Consider the following 16,462-nt stretch of genomic DNA (forward strand, 5'->3'; position numbering starts at 1 on the left):
GGCGAGGGGCCTGCCCGCAAGGACGGCATGATGGCGGCAATGCGGCGCGCCCCCTTGGCTTGTCGTTCCGGGGCGCCTAGACAGGCGGCATGAAACAATCCGTGAAGTTGGTGGTCGGCAATTGGAAGATGCACGGCCTGTCAGGCGCGCTGGATCAGGCGTCCAGCCTCTCGCGGGCGCTGGTCATCGACGCCGGCGCGATCCGCGTGGGCCTCTGTCCGCCCGCGACGCTGATCGACCGCATGCGCGGCGTGCTGAAGGGCGGCCCCGTGGAACTGGGTGGGCAGGATTGCCATGCCCAGCCGCAGGGCGCGTTCACGGGGTCCGTGTCCGCGGAAATGCTGGCCGACGCCGGCGCGCGCCTGGTGATCCTGGGCCATTCCGAGCGCCGCACCGCCTTTGGCGAAACGGACCGCGATGTCGCGGAGAAGGTCGAGGCCGCCGTGGCCGCCGGACTGGAGCCCATCGTCTGCGTCGGCGAAAGCCTGGCTCAGCGCGAGCGGGGCGACGCCGTCGCGATCGTGACGGCCCAGGTCGCCGCCTCCCTGCCGGACAGTCTGACTGAACGGCCCTTCGCCGTGGCCTATGAGCCGATCTGGGCCATCGGCACGGGCCTGACGCCGACCCTGGAGCAGATCGCCGAAATGCACGCGGCGATCCGATCGGCCGTCGTCGAACGCCTGGGACAGGGCGCGGGCCGCGCGCCGATCCTGTACGGCGGCTCCGTCAAGCCGGACAACGCGCGGGCGATCCTGTCCACGCCGGAGGTGGGCGGCGCCCTGGTCGGCGGGGCCTCCCTTCAAGCCGAGGATTTCCTGGCCGTCATTCGCGCCGCGTGAGGTTTGCCCCCGACAGTCTTCGGTGATAGAGGCCGCCGCTTGATCGGCGCGCGCTCGCGCCCACATGAACGAAGCCATGCTCCAGACCATCCTGCTCGCCGCCATCATCCTGGTCGCCATCGCCCTGACCGGCGTGGTGCTGTTGCAGCGCTCCGAAGGCGGCGCGCTGGGCATGGGCGGGGGGCCGTCGGGCTTCATGACCGCGCGGGGCGCGGGCAATCTTCTGACCATGACCACCTGGTGGCTGGCGGCGGCGCTGTTCGCCCTGACCATCGTGCTGACGGTCGTGGGCAACATGGACCGGGCCTCGCAGTCGGTGATCGACGCCGATGCGGTCGGCGCCCTGGCCACCACGCCCCAGACCCAATCCCAACAGCCCGCCCAGCAACAGCCGGCGACGCCGGCCCAGCCCGCCGCGCCTTCGCTGGACGACCTCGAGGCCAGCCTGCCGTCCGCGGCGCCGGCCCAACCGCCCGCCCAGTAACGGCGGCGACCCGACCGACTTCCCGAAAGCGCGCCGCAGGGCGCGCTTTCTTCTTTTGATCAACAGTTCGATTCGCGACGGCCGATGCCGCCCGCGCGAATCATGGAGTAAGGTGTCCGCCCATGGCTCGCTATGTGTTCATCACCGGCGGCGTGGTTTCCTCGCTTGGAAAAGGCCTCGCCTCCGCCGCTCTCGGAGCGCTTCTTCAGGCGCGCGGATACAAGGTCCGCCTGCGCAAGCTGGACCCCTATCTGAACGTCGATCCGGGCACGATGAGCCCGTATCAGCACGGCGAGGTCTTCGTCACCGACGACGGGGCCGAGACCGACCTGGACCTGGGTCACTACGAGCGGTTCACGGGGGTGTCGGCCGCCAAGTCCGACAACATCACCACGGGCCGCATCTATTCGACCATCCTGGAGAAGGAACGGCGCGGCGATTACCTGGGCGCGACGGTCCAGGTCATTCCGCACGTCACCGACCAGATCAAGTCCTTCTGCCTGACGCCGGCCCTGACCGACGACGGCGAGGACGTCGATTTCGTCCTGGTGGAGATCGGGGGCACGGTCGGCGACATCGAGGGCCTGCCGTTCTTCGAGGCGATCCGCCAGTTGGGCCAGGATCTGCCGCGCGGCCAGTCCTGTTTCGTCCACCTGACCCTGCTGCCCTTCATCAAGACCGCCGGCGAGATGAAGACCAAGCCGACGCAGCACTCGGTCAAGGAGCTGCGCTCGATCGGCATCCAGCCCGACATCCTGCTGTGCCGCTGCGAACAGCCGATCCCGGCCGACGAGAAGCGCAAGATCGGCCTGTTCTGCAACGTGCGCGAAAGCGGCGTCATCCAGGCGATGGACTCCGCCGACATCTACGCTGTCCCGCTGGACTATCATCGCGAGGGGCTGGACCGCGAGGTCCTGGCGCACTTCGGCATCACCGACGCGCCGGAACCCGACCTGTCCGGCTGGCAGGAGATCGCCCGCCGTCGCCTGCATCCCGACGGCGAGGTCACCGTCGCGGTCGTGGGCAAGTACACGGTGCTGAAGGACGCCTACAAGTCGCTGATCGAGGCGCTGCATCACGGCGGCGTGGCCAACAACGTGAAGGTCAATATCGACTGGGTCGAGGCCGACACCTTCGAAGGCGATCCCGAAGCCTGCGAGGAGCGGCTTCAGGGCGCCCATGCGGTCCTGGTGCCGGGCGGCTTCGGCGAGCGCGGGTCGGAAGGCAAGATCGAGGCGGCGCGCTTCGCCCGTGAGCGGAACATTCCCTATTTCGGCATCTGTTTCGGCATGCAGATGGCGGTGATCGAGGCGGCGCGGAATCTGGCGGGCTATCCGAAGGCGTCATCGACCGAGTTCGGTCCGACCGACGAGCCTGTCGTCGGCCTGATGACGGAATGGACGCAGGGAAATCAACGCGTGTTGCGCCAGCAGGGCGGCGACCTGGGCGGAACCATGCGCCTGGGGGCCTATGAGTCGACGCTCAAGCCCGGCTCCAAGATCGCCGAGATCTACGGCTCGACCGACATCAGCGAGCGGCATCGCCACCGCTACGAGGTCAACATCAACTACCGCGAGGCCATCGAGGAGAAGGCGGGACTGATGTTCGCGGGCCTGTCGCCCGACGGCGTCCTTCCCGAAACGGTCGAGCGCACCGACCATCCGTGGTTCATCGGCGTGCAGTACCATCCGGAACTCAAGAGCCGCCCGTTCAAGCCGCACCCCCTGTTCGCCAGCTATATCGCCGCCGCGCTCGTGCAGAGCCGCCTGGTCTAGGGCGCAAAACCGCGTTCACGGAGCCGCGATTCCACCCGGCCCGCATCTTGCTGTATCCTTGGCCGTGGGATCGGAATGATCCATCGGCTGTGGGATCGTCGATGATCGGCGAATTGCTCTATCAGTTGCACCGCCATTTCCGGGTGGTGATGGCCATCGGCGCGGTGGCCAGCCTCGCGGCCTTCGGGGTGCTGGGATACGCCACCCTGTCGTGGCTGACGGCGGCATAGGGGCCCGCCGTCGGACGGGCCCCGTTCGGCCTATTCGATCTTCAGCCGCACAAACACCATCGCGCCGTCGGGATCGCCGCCGTAGAGCGGCTCCAGCGGCCCGGGAACCTGATTGACGGCGTACAGCCCGCCCAGGCCCAGGCGGACGCGCGGCGCGACGCGCCAGTCGCGAACCAGCCCCAGCGACGCCTTCGACACCGTATAGAGCGGGCCGTGGCCCCCGTGGAGGCCAGGAACCAACTCGTCGGTCTCGATACGCTCGGCCCGGCCGAAGACGGTCCAGCGGTCGTTCGGGTGAACCGCCGTTTCCACCAGCCATCCGTCCTTGGACTCGCCGTGGTCGTTGGTCTTGCGTCCCCACGCCAGGGTGGAGGACCACCAGCCGTCGGCGGCCAGCCGACGCGTGTGCAGGACGCTGGCCGACCATTTCGTCTCGTCCTCGTCGGGCTCCAGTTGTTCGGGCGCCGAGACGTCGGCGTAGGACAGCTGCGCGGCCCAGTCGGCCGCCGGGTTCCAGGACGCGCGCACCGACCAGCTGTCCAGCCGGGGACTGTCGACGCCCCATCGTTCCTCGTCCGGCTCCCGCCCCTTGAAGGCCGATGTCTCGATCTTGAACCGGTCGTGCGCCCAGCCCAGCGTGGTCACGCCGAAGACGATATGGGTGGAATCCAGCCAGTGGTGGGTGATCGGCGCCTCGGGGCTGTCCATCGCGCTCATGCGGTGCATGAAGGCCGGCGGCCCGAAGGCCGGCTCGCCGGGCAGGCCGACGTAGGCGTAGATGCTGTCCTTGTCCGACAGCCGCCGGGAATAGCTGGCCGACAGCTCCATGAAGAAGTCGTGCGGATGCTGGCGATCCACCAGCGGGCTGACGCCGTCCGCGGTTTCGCCGGCCGCCAGCAGCAGGGGATAGCCGTTCTTGCCCATGAGCGGGTCGGGGCTGAGCATGGCCCGCAGGTTCAGCGTGGATCGGTCGTCGAGGTCGCGTCGCGCCGAGGTCATCAGCATCCCGGAAACGAAGGTCTTGTCCCCGCCGCGCGGGCCGGACTGGGTGTCGTACACGAGGTTCAGCACGGCGTGGCTCATCACGGTCCAGTCGCCGGCGGCGGCATGGACGCCGCCGTGCTCGCCCAGGTCGGGCTGCCAGCTGGTGCCCGAGGCGTCGCGCGTGATGGGCCAGGGACCGTAAGGGCTGGTCATCGGCATGTCGTGACCGACGTGGGTCGCCGATGGCTTCGTGTCGTGGTCCTGATGATCCGCGTGCTGAGCGTCGCTGGGGACCGGCGTAGGATGGTGGTGCGAAGGCTCCTGCGCCGCGACTGCATTGGCGAGCGCGAGCAGGGATGCGCCGGCGGACAGGCCGGCGAGGGTGCGGATAGCCGTCATGGCTTCCTCCGTATGATCGTGAAAGGAGCGCGTCCGACGGACGCGGGCTTCAGACGATCGGGAGGCGGGGCGGTCCGTGGTCCGGCGTCAGAAGACGGCCGGGGGGCAGGGCGGCGGCGACGGGCTGACGGCGCGGCGTCAGGCCGGGCGAAGGCGCGTCGGCGGGTTCGAGGTCCAGCGGCGCGACGCAGGCGACGCAGCAGATCATCGCCTTCATCGCCATCGGCGCCTTGTCCGGCGCTCGTTCGCGATGTTCCTGCTGATGGCAGGGTGCGACCTCGCTCGGCGCCGCGATCGCGCCGAAGGCGCCAAGCGACAGCACCGCCAGGGCGCCGCAGACGGCCAGCAGGATCTGGATCGCTTTCACGCCCGAAGCATAGGCCGCGCGCCTCGGCGCCGCAATGACGCTTAGGACGCGGATTTGTCGATCAGGGGCAGGCCGGGCGCGTCCGGCGCGGTCCGCTCGCCCCGGCCCAACGCGCGCTGCATGAAGACGACGTCGCGCCAGTCGTCATGCTTCCAGCCCGCCGCGCGGAACAGTCCCGCTTCGGCGAAGCCGCGCGAGCGGTGCAGGGCGATGGAGCCCAGGTTCTCGGAATCGCCGATGACGGCGACCATCTGCCTCAGCCCCATCCGTTCGCAGCTGTCGATCAGCGCATCGAGCAGCCGTCCGGCCACGCCGCGCCCCCGCGCCTCGGGCGCCACATAGATCGAATCCTCGACCATGTAGCGATAGGCCTGCCGCGCCCTGAACGGTCCGGCGTAGGCATAGCCGACCACCACGCCGTCCAGTTCCGCGACCAGGGGCGGCAGGCCGAACGCGGCCACGGCGGCCAGGCGCCGCGCCATCTCGGCCTCGTCGGGCGGCTCCAGTTCGAACGTGCCCCGGCCGTTGGCCACGCTCTCGGCGTAGATGGCGGTGACGGCGGGCAGATCGCCCGCCGTCAGTTCACGCACGACAGGGTCGCTCAAGCCTGCTCCCAGCCCTTGTCGACGGCCCAGACGGCGAAGGCGTAGTCGTGGGCGACCTCCTTCAGATAGTCGAACCGCCCGGCCGCGCCGCCATGGCCGGCCTCCATGTTGATCTTAAGCAGCACCGGCTTGCCCGAGGTGGTCGCCGGACGCAGCTTGGCGACCCACTTCTCGGGCTCCCAGTAGGTGACGCGCGGATCGGACAGGCCGCCGGTGGCCAGCACCGCCGGATAGGCCTGCGGCTTCACCTGGTCATAGGGGCTGTAGCTCATCATGTAGTCGTAGGCCTCGGCGTCCTCGATCGGATTGCCCCATTCGGGCCATTCGGGCGGGGTGAGCGGCAGGGAGGTGTCGCTCATGGTGTTGATCACGTCGACGAAGGGCACCTGGCCGATCACGCCGGCCCACAGGTCGGGGCGCATGTTGTTTACCGCGCCCATCAGCATGCCGCCGGCCGACCCGCCCTGGGCGACGATGGCGCCGGCCGTCGCATACTTCCGCCCGATCAGGTGTTCAGCGGCGGCGATGAAGTCGGTGAAGGTGTTCTTCTTGGTCATCCGCCGCGCCGCCAGGAACCAGCCCCAGCCCTTGTCGGAGCCGCCCCGGATGTGGGCGATGGCGTAGATCCAGCCCCGGTCCACCAGCGACAGGCGGTTGGTCGAAAAGCTGGCCGGCATCGGAATGCCGTAGGAGCCGTAGCCATAGAGCAGCAGCGGCGCGGATCCGTCGACCGGCGTGGACTTTCGGCGCAGCACCGTCACGGGGACCAGTTCGCCGTCCGCGGCCGGGGCGTTCAGCCGCTCGACCACATAGTCGGCCGGGTCATGACCACTGGGCACCTCCTGCGTCTTGCGCAGGGTCCGCTCGCGGCTGGCCATGTCGTAGTCGAAGGTCTGGGTCGGCGTGGACGGCGAGTTGTAGGCGTAGCGGGTGATCGTGGTGTCGAACTCCGACGCCCCGGCCAGCGACAGGGCGAAGGCGGGCTCGTCCACGGCGATTTCGTGCTCGGCGCCGGCGCGGTCGCGGATGATGATGCGAGTGTTGGCGTCGGCCCGCTCCTGACGGGCCAGATGGCCCTTTGTCAGGTCCAGCCCCTCGATGAAGCGGCCCGGCGTATGGGGCACCAGATCCTTCCAGTTCGCCTTGCCCGGCGCCTCGGTCGGCGCCTCGACGATCTTGAAGTCGATGGCGTCGTCGGCGTTGGTGCGGATCACCCAGCGGTCGTCCCAGTGGTCGACGTCGTAGCGGGTGGCGACGACGCGGGGCTCCAGGATCACGGGCTCGGCTGTCGGCGTCGCCGCAGGGATGTAGCGCGCCTCGCTGGTTTCCTGGTTCTGGATGCCGATGACGATGAACTTGTCGTCGGCCGTGCGGCCCACGCCGATGAACATGCCGTCGTCGGCTTCCTCATAGACCAGTGTGGTCTCGCCGCCGCGCGCCGGGCGGCGGAAGATCTTGTCCGGGCGGCCGTTGTCGTCGCGGTTGGTCCAGAAGATCCACTGGCTGTCGGGCGAGAAGGCGAAGTCGCCCGTCGCGCTCTCGATCACGGCGGGCAGCACCTCGCCCGTCGCCAGGTCCTTGACGTAGATCTTGTGGACCTCGGACCCCTGCGCGTCCTCGGCGTAGGCGAACAGGGCGTGGTCGGGGCTGTGAGACGCGGCCGAGACTTCCGAATAGGCCTTGCCCTCGGCCAGCTCGTTGGCGTCGAGCAGAAGCTGGGGCGTGGGCGCCGCCACGAAATTCTTGGTCACCGGTCGGCCATCCGCCATCCACGCGCCCTGGCGTTCGACGCGCATGTAGCGGGGATGCTGGTCGCCGGTCCGGTACTCGACGTAATAGAGCCAGGGGCCGTCGCCCGACGGCACGGAGGAGTCGTCCTCCTTGATGCGGCCCCGCATCTCGGCGAACATCGTCTCCTGCAGCGGCAGGGTGGAGGCCATCATGGCCTCGCGATAGGCGTTCTCGGCGGTCAGATGCTCCTTGACCTCGGCCTTGATCAGGGTGGGGTCGCGTAGGACCGCCTGCCAATTGTCGTCCTTCATCCACTGGTAGTCGTCGGTGCGGGTGCGGCCCAGCTGCTCGATGACGACGGGGATTTTCTTGGCGACGGGCGGCTGAGGCATCGAGGCTCCGGACGATTGGCTGAGGGCGGCGCGGGGAAGGCCCGCGACCGCGGCTGCGGCGGCGGTCGAGGCGATCAGTTGACGGCGGTTCATGAGGCTCCCCCTGATTTGGTCGCGGACCTTGTGCGCGGGCGGCCCTCGGCGTCAAATGAAGAAACGCCCATCATGTTCGAGCCGCTGTTCCACGATCCGAGCCCTGACCCGACCGCCCTTGCCGGTTGGGACCTGTCGGTCGCCCTGATCAACGCCACCGTGCAGATCGACCAGCCGTCCGGCGAGGGGGTCAGGACGGTCGGCACCGGTTTCCTGCTGGACGCGCCCCGGACGGACGGGTCGCCCCGGACGGTGCTGGTCACCGCCGGCCACGTGCTGGACCGGATGCCCGCGAGCGAGGTGCGGATCGGCTGGCGCGTGCAGGCGCTGGAGGGCGACTGGCGGTTCGCGCCCCAGCCGCTCCAGGTCAGGGGCCCCGAAGACACGCCCCTGTGGACCACCCATCCGACCCAGGACATCGCCGTGATGGAGGTCGTGGCGCCGCGCATGTTCGCGCGCGCCGCCATACCGCTTGCCTGGCTGGCCGATGAGGACACGTTCGAGGAGGCCCGGGTCGGCGCCGGCGACGAACTGCTGTCGCTGGGCTATCCGCGCGGCCTGTCCGCCAATCGCGCCGGCTTTCCGATCCTGCGGGCCGGGCGGATCGCGTCGTGGCCGCTGACGCCGATCGCGGCGTTTCCCACCTTCCTTCTGGACTTCGCGGTCTTTCCGGGAAACTCGGGCGGGCCGGTGTTCTGGACGCCGACCGCGCGCCGCGCCGCCGGGGTCGACGCGCCCGATCACCCGTATGTCGCAGGCATCCTGGTCCAGGAGGTCGTGGTGGGCCAGGAACGGCTGGGGCTGGGCGTGGTGGCTCACGCCGCCTACATCCGCGAGGCCGTGGCCCTGCTGGACGCGCCGCCCCGCCCGGAGCCCTGATCAGCCGGCCAGGGCGTCCACCGACATCCGTTGCAGCACCTCGCCGCCCTGACCGACGGCGGCCAGCCGGCTGGAGACGTGCCCCAGAACATTGGCCGCGTAGATCTCATACAGGTCCAGCTTGCCCTGCAGCCAGGCGGGATCGCCGTCGCCGGCGTCCAGCCGCGCCTTGGCCGCCAGGGCGCCCTTGGCGACCATCCAGCCGCCGATGACGTCGCCCATCAGCTTCAGATAGGCGTCGGCGGCGGCCAGGACGTCGGCGACGGCGTCGGGGTCGGCCTTGCGGTCCAGCAGCCACAGGGTGGCGTCCTCCACCGCCTCGATGGCGGCGGCGAACCGCTCGACCGGCTTGCCGGCGTACAGGCGCGGCAACTGGGCCAGGGTGTCCTTCATCTCCGCGATGACGGCGCGCGCCGCCTCGCCGCCGTCCATCGACAGCTTGCGGCCGACCAAGTCCATCGCCTGGATGCCGTTGGTGCCCTCGTAGATCGGCGCGATGCGGGCGTCGCGATAGTGCTGGGCCGCGCCCGTCTCCTCGATGAAGCCCATGCCGCCGTGGACCTGAACGCCCAGGGAGGCGACCTCGCAGCCGACGTCGGTGGACCAGGCCTTGGCGATCGGCGTCAGCAGGTCCTCGCGCGCCTTCCAGCGCTTGCGGTCCTCGGCGTCGGCCGCGACGCGGGCCATGTCGGCGGCGACGGCGGTGGACAGGCAGATGCCGCGCGCGGCCGTGATCTTGGCCTTCATTACGGCCAGCATCCGGCGCACGTCGGGATGATCGAAGATCGGCGCGCCGGCTTCCCCGGTCCAGACCGAGCGCCCCTGGCGGCGGTCCAGCGCATAGGCCAGGGCCTGCTGATAGGCGCGCTCGGCGATGCCGACGCCTTCCACGCCGACGGCCAGGCGGGCGGCGTTCATCATGACGAACATGTGCGCCAGGCCCTGGTTCGGCTGGCCGACCAGTTCGGCGCGCGCGCCTTCGTAGGCCATGACGCAGGTGGGCGAGGCGTGGATGCCCAGCTTGTGCTCGACGCCCACCGGACGGAAGCTGTTGCGGTCGCCCAGCGCGCCGTCGTCGGCGACCTCGAACTTGGGCGCCAGGAACAGGCTGATGCCCTTGGGGCCGGCCGGGGCGTCGGGCAGGCGCGCCAGCACCAGATGCAGGATGTTGTCGACCGCGTCGTGGTCGCCCCAGGTGATGAAGATCTTCTGGCCGTTCAGCGCATAGGTCCCGTCGCCGTTCGGGGTGGCGGTGGCGGTCAGAGCGCCCAGGTCCGAGCCCGCGCCCGGCTCGGTCAGCACCATGGCGCCGGTCCATTCCCCGCTGACCAGCTTGCCGAGGTACTTCGCCTTCTGCGCCTCGGTCCCGACCTGCTCCAGCGCCTCGATGGCGGCCTGGGACAGCATGGGGCACAGGCCGAAGGCCATGTTGGCGGCGTGGACGGTCTCGAAGGCGGCCAGTTCCAGCGCCTTGGGCAGGCCCTGTCCGCCCGCATGGGCCGGCGCGGCCAGTCCGGTCCAGCCGCCGGCGGCGAACTGGCGATAGGCGTCGGCGAAGCCGGGGGCGGCGGTGACGGCGCCGTTGGCGTAGGTCGCGCCCTTCTGGTCGCCGATGCGGTTCAGCGGCGCCAGAACCTCCTCGGAAAACTGGCCCGCCGCCTCCAGAACCGCGCCCGCCACCTCGGCGTCGTAGTCGGGATAGGCGCCGGTCGCCTCCAGTTGCGGCATGTCGGCGACCGCTTGCAGGGTGAAGGCCAGGTCACGGACGGGGGCGCGATAGGTCATGGATTCCTCTGGATCTGTCCCGCACTAGGTGCCTCTCGTCGCCGGTTGTCGCAAGGCGCTTGGCGGGTCTGGTGCAGTCGGGGCACACTGGCGCCCTGCCGCCACGGAAGGGAAGTCATGGCCGAACCCCGGAACCGCTATTCCACCGTCTCGCTGATCCTGCACTGGGGGATCGCGGCCGCGGTGCTGGCTCAGATCCTGCTGGTGACGGCGCACGAGGCGACCGAGGGGCCGATCTCGCGGGAACTGATGAATCTGCACAAGTCGGTGGGCCTGACGATCCTGGTCCTGACGCTGGCGCGAATCGGCTGGCGGCTGGCCAATCCCGCCATCCCCCTGCCGTCCGCCGTGCCGCGTTGGCAGAAGGCGTTCGCCCGGGTCACCCATGTGTTGTTCTACGCCGCGCTGATCGTCATGCCTCTAACCGGCTGGCTGGCCTCATCCGCCGCCGGGCGCGACATCGTCTGGTTCGGCCTGTTCGACTGGCCGCTGCTGCCGGTGTCGGGCGGTCGGCAGGCGGCGCGCGGGTTCATGGAGGTTCACGGGCTGGTGGTGAAGGGCCTCTATGTGCTGATCGCCCTGCATGTCCTTGGCGCCCTGAAGCATCAGTTCGTCGATCGCGACAATGTGCTGCACCGGATGATCCCGCTGATCCCGCGACGGCCATGAGCGAGACGCCGGAACAGGCCGCCGAGGCCCTGAAGCGGGGCGCGCTGATCCTGCTGCCGACCGAAACCGTCTATGGGCTGGGGGCCGACGCTTCCGACCCCCGGGCCGTGGCGGCGATCTTCGAGGCCAAGGGAAGGCCGCGCTTCAACCCGCTGATCGCCCATGTCGCGGACGCCGCCGCCGCCGAGGCCGTCGGCGTGTTCGACGCGCGGGCGCGTCGGCTGGCCGACGCCTTCTGGCCCGGCCCGTTGACCCTGGTGACGCCGGTCAGGGACGCGCGCCGGGTCTGCGACCTGGCGCGGGCGGGCCTGGACAGCGTCGCCCTGCGCGTACCGGGCCACGCCAAGGCGCGCGCCGTCCTGTCGGCCTTCGGCGGTCCGGTCGTGGCCCCCTCGGCCAACCGTTCGGGACGGCCCAGCCCGACCACATTCCAGGACGCGGTGGAGGAGACCGGTTTCGCCGCCGCGGCGGCCGTGGACGGCGGACCCTGCGCGGTCGGGCTGGAAAGCACGGTCGTCTCGGTTCTGGACGGCCGCGTCGCCCTGCTGCGGCCCGGCGCCGTCACCCGCGCCGAGGTGGAGGCCCTGGCCGGGCCGCTGGACGACAGCGGGGAGGGGCATCGCTCGCCCGGCCGGCTGACCTTGCATTACGCCCCCGACGCCCCGGTGCGGATCGAGGTCGGGGGCGCCCGCGACGGCGAAATCCTGCTGGGGTTCGGGCCGGGCGTGGGCGACCCGCGCTGGAGCCTGAGCCCGACCGGCGACCTGCGCGAGGCGGCGGCCAATCTGTTTCGCCTGTTGCGGGACGCCGATCGCACCCGCCCGGCGGGCATCGCCGTGGCCCCCATTCCCCGCGACGGCCTGGGCGAGGCGATCAACGACCGGCTGCGGCGCGCCGCCGGCCACATCGGTTAGCCGAACCGCGCCTGCAGATCGACGCTGGCCCGAGCGCCGACGACGGGAAGACAGCTGTTCAGCCAGTCGTCGGCGGCGGCGCGGCCCCGCGCCTTCAGCTCGTTCAGGAAGGTCCATTCGGTGTTGAACTTGGACCGCAGCGACAGGTCGCTGAGCCAGCCGTCGGCCTCGATGGCGTGAAGGCGGACGTTGCGATACGGGCCGGCCTTCAGATGGCCCTGGGCCATCAGCTCCTCGGCCATGGCGATGGCGCGCAGTTCGGCGACCAGCGGCGCGTTGAAGACGATCTCGTTCAGCCGGTCGACGATGTCGCCCGCGCCCTTTGGCGTCTCGTCGCGCACCATCGGATTCAGCGTCACCAGCAGCACGTCGTCGGGCGTGTCGGCCCCGGTCAGGGGCCACAGCGGCGGGTTGGTCAAATAGCCGCCGTCCCAATAGGGCTCCCCGTCGATCTCGACCGCCTGGAACAGGTGGGGCAGGCAGGCGGAAGCCATCAGCACCTCGGTGGACATTTCCTCGGAGGCGAACAGCCGCGCCTTGGCCTGGCGGACGGCGGTGGCGGCGACGAATAGGCGCACCGGCGAGGCGCGCACGACCTCGAAATCGACCGCGGCCTTCAGCACCCGTTTCAGGGGATTGTGGTTCAGCGGATTGAATTCATAGGGGCTCATCGACAGGGCCAGCGTCTCGCCGGCCCGCCAGAAGGGCGTGTCCTTGATCCAGTCGGGCGGCTGGGCCGCGTTCCAGATGGCGCTGTCGCCGAAGACGTTGCGGCCGCCCGACTGGTTCACCTCGCGCCACAGCCGGTCCAGCGCGGCGCGGCCCGCGTCGGCTCCGCTGGCCAGGCCTGTGATCAGGGCGGCGCCGTTCATGGCTCCGGCCGAGACGCCCGACACGGCCCGGATGTCGAGGCGATCATCCTCCAAAAGCCGGTCGAGCACGCCCCACTGGAAGGCGCCGTGCGCCCCGCCGCCCTGGAGCGCCAGGCTGATCGGCTGTCGGCCCGACGGCAGGGCGGGGGCGGCGGCGGCGGGATCGGCGGCCCTGCGCTTGAAGATCGCCATACCGCCTCCTTCTGCGCCGCCCTGGCCGAGGGCTATTGCGCGGTCCAGCCGCCGTCGATGGAGAAACTGGCGCCGTTGGCCGAGGCGCCCAGGTCGCTGACCAGATAGAGGAACAGGCCGGTCAGTTCGTCGGTCGTGACGAAGCGCTTGGTCGGCTGGGCGGCCAGGATCACGTCGGTCAGGACCTGCTCCTTGGATATGCCGCGCGTGCGCGCCTGGTCGGCGATCTGTTTTTCCACGATCGGCGTCTCGACGAAGCCTGGGCAGATGGCGTTGCAGGTGATGTTGTCGCGCGCCAGCTCCAGCGCGGTGGTCTTGGTCAGGCCGATCACGCCGTGCTTGGCCGCGACATAGGCGGACTTGAACGGGCTGGCGACCAGGCCGTGGGCCGAGGCGATGTTGACGATCCGGCCGCGCCCCTGGGCCTTCATGATCGGGATGGCCGCCTTCGTCGCATAGAAGGCCGACGACAGGTTTATGGCGATGATCTGCTCCCACTTGTCGGCGGGAAACTTTTCGACGGCCTCGACGTGCTGGACGCCGGCGTTGTTGACCAGGATGTCCAGCCGGCCGAGCTCGTGCCGGGCGAAGGCGACCATGTCGGCGATCTCCTCGCCGCGCATCATGTTGGCCGGATGATAGCGCACGCGGCCCTTGGATCCCGCCTCCAGCGCCGCGCGGGTGCGTTCGATCTCGGCCGGGTCGCCCAGGCCGTTCAGCACCACGTCGCCGCCGCGCGCCGCGACCGCCCGCGCCAGGGCCAGGCCGATGCCGGAGGTCGAGCCGGTGACGACCGCGACCTGTCCCCGCAGATCGCCGATGTCGCGGAAGTCCGGGGCCTGCCCATGCGCGACGTTTCCGCCCTTTGACGCCTTAGGCCATTTGAACATGAATCCGCCCTCTGGTTCTTTGCGGCGAGACTAGCGGCAGGACGGCCGGGCGATCAAGAATTTCCCGACCTGATGAATATCCATTCGACGTCGGACGAGGCGGCCTTGTCGAATCGATAGCCGTCCCGGTCGAAAGCCTTCAGGTCCTCGGCGCGTTCCAGCCGCTCGTCGATGGCGAAGCGGGTCATGGCGCCGCGCGCCTTCTTGGCGAAGAAGGAGATGATGCGGCTTTCGCCGTCCTTCTCCTCGCGGAACTGCGGCGTGACGACCGGAAGCTTCAGCGCCTTGGCGTCGATCGCGCCGAAATATTCCTGGCTGGCCAGGTTCACCAGGGTCGGATCGGCCTGGCCCTGGGCGTCGGCGTTCAGTTGTTGCGACAGCCGGTCGCCCCAGAAGTCATACAGACTGGAGCCGCGCCGGGTCTTCAGCCGCGTGCCCATCTCCAGCCGATAGGGCTGGATGCGATCCAGCGGACGCAGCAGGCCATAAAAGCCCGACAGGATGCGGACGTGCGCCTGGGCGAACGCCAGGGCGTCGGGCGCCAGTTCGCGCGCCTTCAATCCCTCATAGACGTCGCCGGCGAAGGCGAAGGCGGCCTGGACGCCGTCGGTCGATTCCGGATCGAAGGCCTTGAAACGCTCTGCGTTCAGCTTGGCCAGGTCGTCGGAAATGCCCATCAGGCGGCGCAGGTCCGCGCGCGTCTGGCGTCGCGCGGTCTTGGACAGGCTGGCGGTGTCCTCGCGAAAACGGCGCTCCGACGCGGGCAGGGCCGGGTCGGCCTGGGTGAAGTCGAGCCGCTTGGCGGGGGACAGAACGATAAGCAAGAGCCAGCCTCCTGGAACCAAGGCGCCGACATAGGCCGCTTCGTTGACGATTTGAACCGGGCATGGGGCCGCGCCTTCGGCGCACGCCGCGTTCAGAACAGCACGGCCGGGTTCATGATCCGCCGGGGATCGAGGGCGCGGCGAAGGGCGGCCATGGTCTCGATCTCGACCGGCGACTTGTAGCGCTTGACCTCCTCGGACTTCAGCCGGCCCAGGCCGTGTTCGGCCGAGATCGAACCGTCGTAACGGGCCACCACGTCGTGGACGACCTGGGAGCCTTCCTTCCAGCGGCCGATAAAGGCGGGGATGTCCTGACCGACGCCCGGCAGGATGTCGTAGTGCAGATTGCCGTCGCCGACGTGGCCGAAGACCGAGATGCGGGCGCCGGGATGGAAGCGTTCGACGGCGGCCGAGGCCTCGTCGATGAAGTCGGCGATGCGGCTGATCGGCACCGAGACGTCGTGCTTCCAGCCGCCGCCCTCGGGCTTCAGGGCGGCCGAATGCTCCTCGCGCAGCCGCCAGAATTCGGCGCGTTGGGCGTCGTTCTGGGCGATGGCGGCGTCCGTGATCAGGCCTTCCTCGAAGGCGACCTCCAGCAGGGCCTGCATCTGGGCCTCGGCGCCGCCGGGCGTGCCCGAGGCGATCTCGATCAGGACGTACCAGTCGGGGGTCGAGTCCAGCGGTTCGCGGGTGTCGGGGATGTTCTTGAGCACCAGCGCCATGCCCAGGCGCTTCATCAGCTCGAAGGCCTCGACCCCGCCGCCGGTCTCGGCCTTGGCGCGGGCCAGCAGTTCGACCGAGGCGGCGGCCGTCTCCAGCCCGACGACCGCGACCGCGCGCGACCGCATGATCGGAAACAGCTTCAGCGTGGCGGCCGTGACGACGCCCAACGTGCCCTCGGCGCCGATCAGCAGCTGCTTCAGGTCATAGCCGGTGTTGTCCTTCCTGAGCCGCTTCAGGCCATTGAAGACCTGGCCGTTCGGCAAGACCGCCTCGATCCCCAGCACCAGGTCCCGCATCATACCGTAGCGCAGCACCTGGGTGCCGCCGGCGTTGGTGGAGATGACGCCGCCGATGGTGGCCGAGCCCTCGGCGGCCAGGCTGAGCGGAAAATAGCGGCCCGCCGCCGTCGCCGCCTGCTGCGCCTCCAGCAGGGTCAGGCCGGCCTCGACCGTCATGGCGTCGTCCAGCGGCGTGACGTCGCGGACGGCGCGCATCTTCCTCATCGACAGCAGCACTTCGCCGAACGGAATCTGTCCCCCGACCAGGCCGGTGCCGCCGCCCTGGGGCGTGATCGCCACGCCTTCGCGGGCGCAGATCGTCACGGCCCTGGCGACCTCCTCGGTCGACCGCGGCGTCAGCAGCAGCGGGGTGTTCCCGGTCCAGCGGTTGCGCCACTCGGTCAGGGCGGGCGCGATGACCTCCGGGTCCTGGGTCCAGCCGCCCGGACCCAGCGCGGCCTTCAGTTCGTCGAGAACGGCGGGGGAGGAGGCGGTCACGGTCATGCCCCCTTGTGTCAGGCGTCGCCGCGCGTTGGA

General features: G+C 69.8%; 16 protein-coding genes. 7 read left to right on the forward strand and 9 right to left on the reverse strand.

What is annotated here, in order from left to right:
- Positions 1–89: 89 nt before the first annotated feature.
- The 4 genes from tpiA to M8231_RS16890 all read left to right on the forward strand — a co-directional run bounded on the left by tpiA (position 90) and on the right by M8231_RS16890 (position 3,328).
- Entirely contained in the window at positions 90–839 is a 750-nt protein-coding gene (tpiA, locus tag M8231_RS07090; protein ID WP_250202511.1) for a triose-phosphate isomerase, read from the forward strand.
- Between the two features lie 64 nt (positions 840–903).
- Positions 904–1,323: a preprotein translocase subunit SecG gene (secG, locus tag M8231_RS07095; protein ID WP_249750602.1), complete on the forward strand. Its 420-nt coding sequence runs from the start codon at positions 904–906 to the stop codon at positions 1,321–1,323.
- 122 nt (positions 1,324–1,445) lie between these two features.
- Positions 1,446–3,098, forward strand: a complete 1,653-nt coding sequence (gene pyrG, locus M8231_RS07100) for a CTP synthase (RefSeq protein ID WP_249750601.1) — start codon at positions 1,446–1,448, stop codon at positions 3,096–3,098.
- A 101-nt stretch (positions 3,099–3,199) separates the two neighbouring features.
- Positions 3,200–3,328 carry a hypothetical protein gene (locus M8231_RS16890; RefSeq protein ID WP_283843709.1) on the forward strand — a complete coding sequence of 43 codons (129 nt, stop codon included), beginning with the start codon at positions 3,200–3,202 and terminating at the stop codon, positions 3,326–3,328.
- 30 nt (positions 3,329–3,358) lie between these two features.
- Here M8231_RS16890 and M8231_RS07105 read toward each other — a convergent pair whose 3' ends face one another.
- From M8231_RS07105 to M8231_RS07120, 4 genes are read right to left on the reverse strand one after another with little or no spacing between them, the layout of a single operon-like run.
- Positions 3,359–4,711, reverse strand: coding sequence for a hypothetical protein (locus M8231_RS07105; protein WP_250202512.1), 1,353 nt, complete (start codon positions 4,709–4,711; stop codon positions 3,359–3,361).
- 49 nt (positions 4,712–4,760) lie between these two features.
- Positions 4,761–5,078, reverse strand: coding sequence for a hypothetical protein (locus tag M8231_RS07110; RefSeq protein WP_250202513.1), 318 nt, complete (start codon positions 5,076–5,078; stop codon positions 4,761–4,763).
- 41 nt (positions 5,079–5,119) lie between these two features.
- On the reverse strand, positions 5,120–5,683 hold the full coding sequence (locus M8231_RS07115; protein ID WP_249750598.1) for a GNAT family N-acetyltransferase: 564 nt from the start codon (positions 5,681–5,683) through the stop codon (positions 5,120–5,122).
- The gene (locus tag M8231_RS07120) at positions 5,680–7,899 is read right to left on the reverse strand and encodes a S9 family peptidase (RefSeq protein WP_249750597.1); all 2,220 of its coding nucleotides are present in this window, start codon (positions 7,897–7,899) and stop codon (positions 5,680–5,682) included. The genes M8231_RS07115 and M8231_RS07120 overlap by 4 nt, the downstream gene beginning before the upstream one ends.
- Before the next feature lie 72 nt (positions 7,900–7,971).
- On the opposite strand from M8231_RS07120, the gene M8231_RS07125 reads away from it, so the two are divergent.
- Positions 7,972–8,778: a S1 family peptidase gene (locus tag M8231_RS07125; protein ID WP_249750596.1), complete on the forward strand. Its 807-nt coding sequence runs from the start codon at positions 7,972–7,974 to the stop codon at positions 8,776–8,778.
- Here M8231_RS07125 and M8231_RS07130 read toward each other — a convergent pair whose 3' ends face one another.
- A complete protein-coding gene (locus M8231_RS07130) occupies positions 8,779–10,563 on the reverse strand; it encodes an acyl-CoA dehydrogenase (RefSeq protein WP_249750595.1) in 1,785 nt (594 codons plus the stop codon).
- A 117-nt stretch (positions 10,564–10,680) separates the two neighbouring features.
- On the opposite strand from M8231_RS07130, the gene M8231_RS07135 reads away from it, so the two are divergent.
- A complete protein-coding gene (locus tag M8231_RS07135) occupies positions 10,681–11,232 on the forward strand; it encodes a cytochrome b (RefSeq protein ID WP_249750594.1) in 552 nt (183 codons plus the stop codon).
- Complete coding sequence (locus M8231_RS07140) at positions 11,229–12,146, forward strand: L-threonylcarbamoyladenylate synthase (protein WP_249750593.1); 918 nt, start codon at positions 11,229–11,231, stop codon at positions 12,144–12,146. Before M8231_RS07135 ends, M8231_RS07140 begins: the two co-directional genes overlap by 4 nt.
- On the opposite strand, the gene M8231_RS07145 is transcribed toward M8231_RS07140, so the two are convergent.
- The 4 genes from M8231_RS07145 to M8231_RS07160 form a co-directional block, all read right to left on the reverse strand.
- A complete protein-coding gene (locus M8231_RS07145; RefSeq protein ID WP_249750592.1) occupies positions 12,143–13,210 on the reverse strand; it encodes a patatin-like phospholipase family protein in 1,068 nt (355 codons plus the stop codon). The two genes, M8231_RS07140 and M8231_RS07145, sit on opposite strands and share 4 nt — an antisense overlap.
- Before the next feature lie 32 nt (positions 13,211–13,242).
- A complete protein-coding gene (locus M8231_RS07150) occupies positions 13,243–14,100 on the reverse strand; it encodes a 3-hydroxybutyrate dehydrogenase (RefSeq protein ID WP_249750591.1) in 858 nt (285 codons plus the stop codon).
- A gap of 53 nt (positions 14,101–14,153) precedes the next feature.
- The gene (yaaA, locus tag M8231_RS07155; RefSeq protein ID WP_249750590.1) at positions 14,154–14,924 is read right to left on the reverse strand and encodes a peroxide stress protein YaaA; all 771 of its coding nucleotides are present in this window, start codon (positions 14,922–14,924) and stop codon (positions 14,154–14,156) included.
- A 92-nt stretch (positions 14,925–15,016) separates the two neighbouring features.
- Positions 15,017–16,429, reverse strand: coding sequence for an FAD-binding oxidoreductase (locus M8231_RS07160; protein ID WP_430641170.1), 1,413 nt, complete (start codon positions 16,427–16,429; stop codon positions 15,017–15,019).
- Positions 16,430–16,462 lie beyond the last annotated feature (33 nt).

It is taken from the genome of Brevundimonas albigilva, from assembly GCF_023573565.1.
Lineage (GTDB): Bacteria > Pseudomonadota > Alphaproteobacteria > Caulobacterales > Caulobacteraceae > Brevundimonas > Brevundimonas albigilva.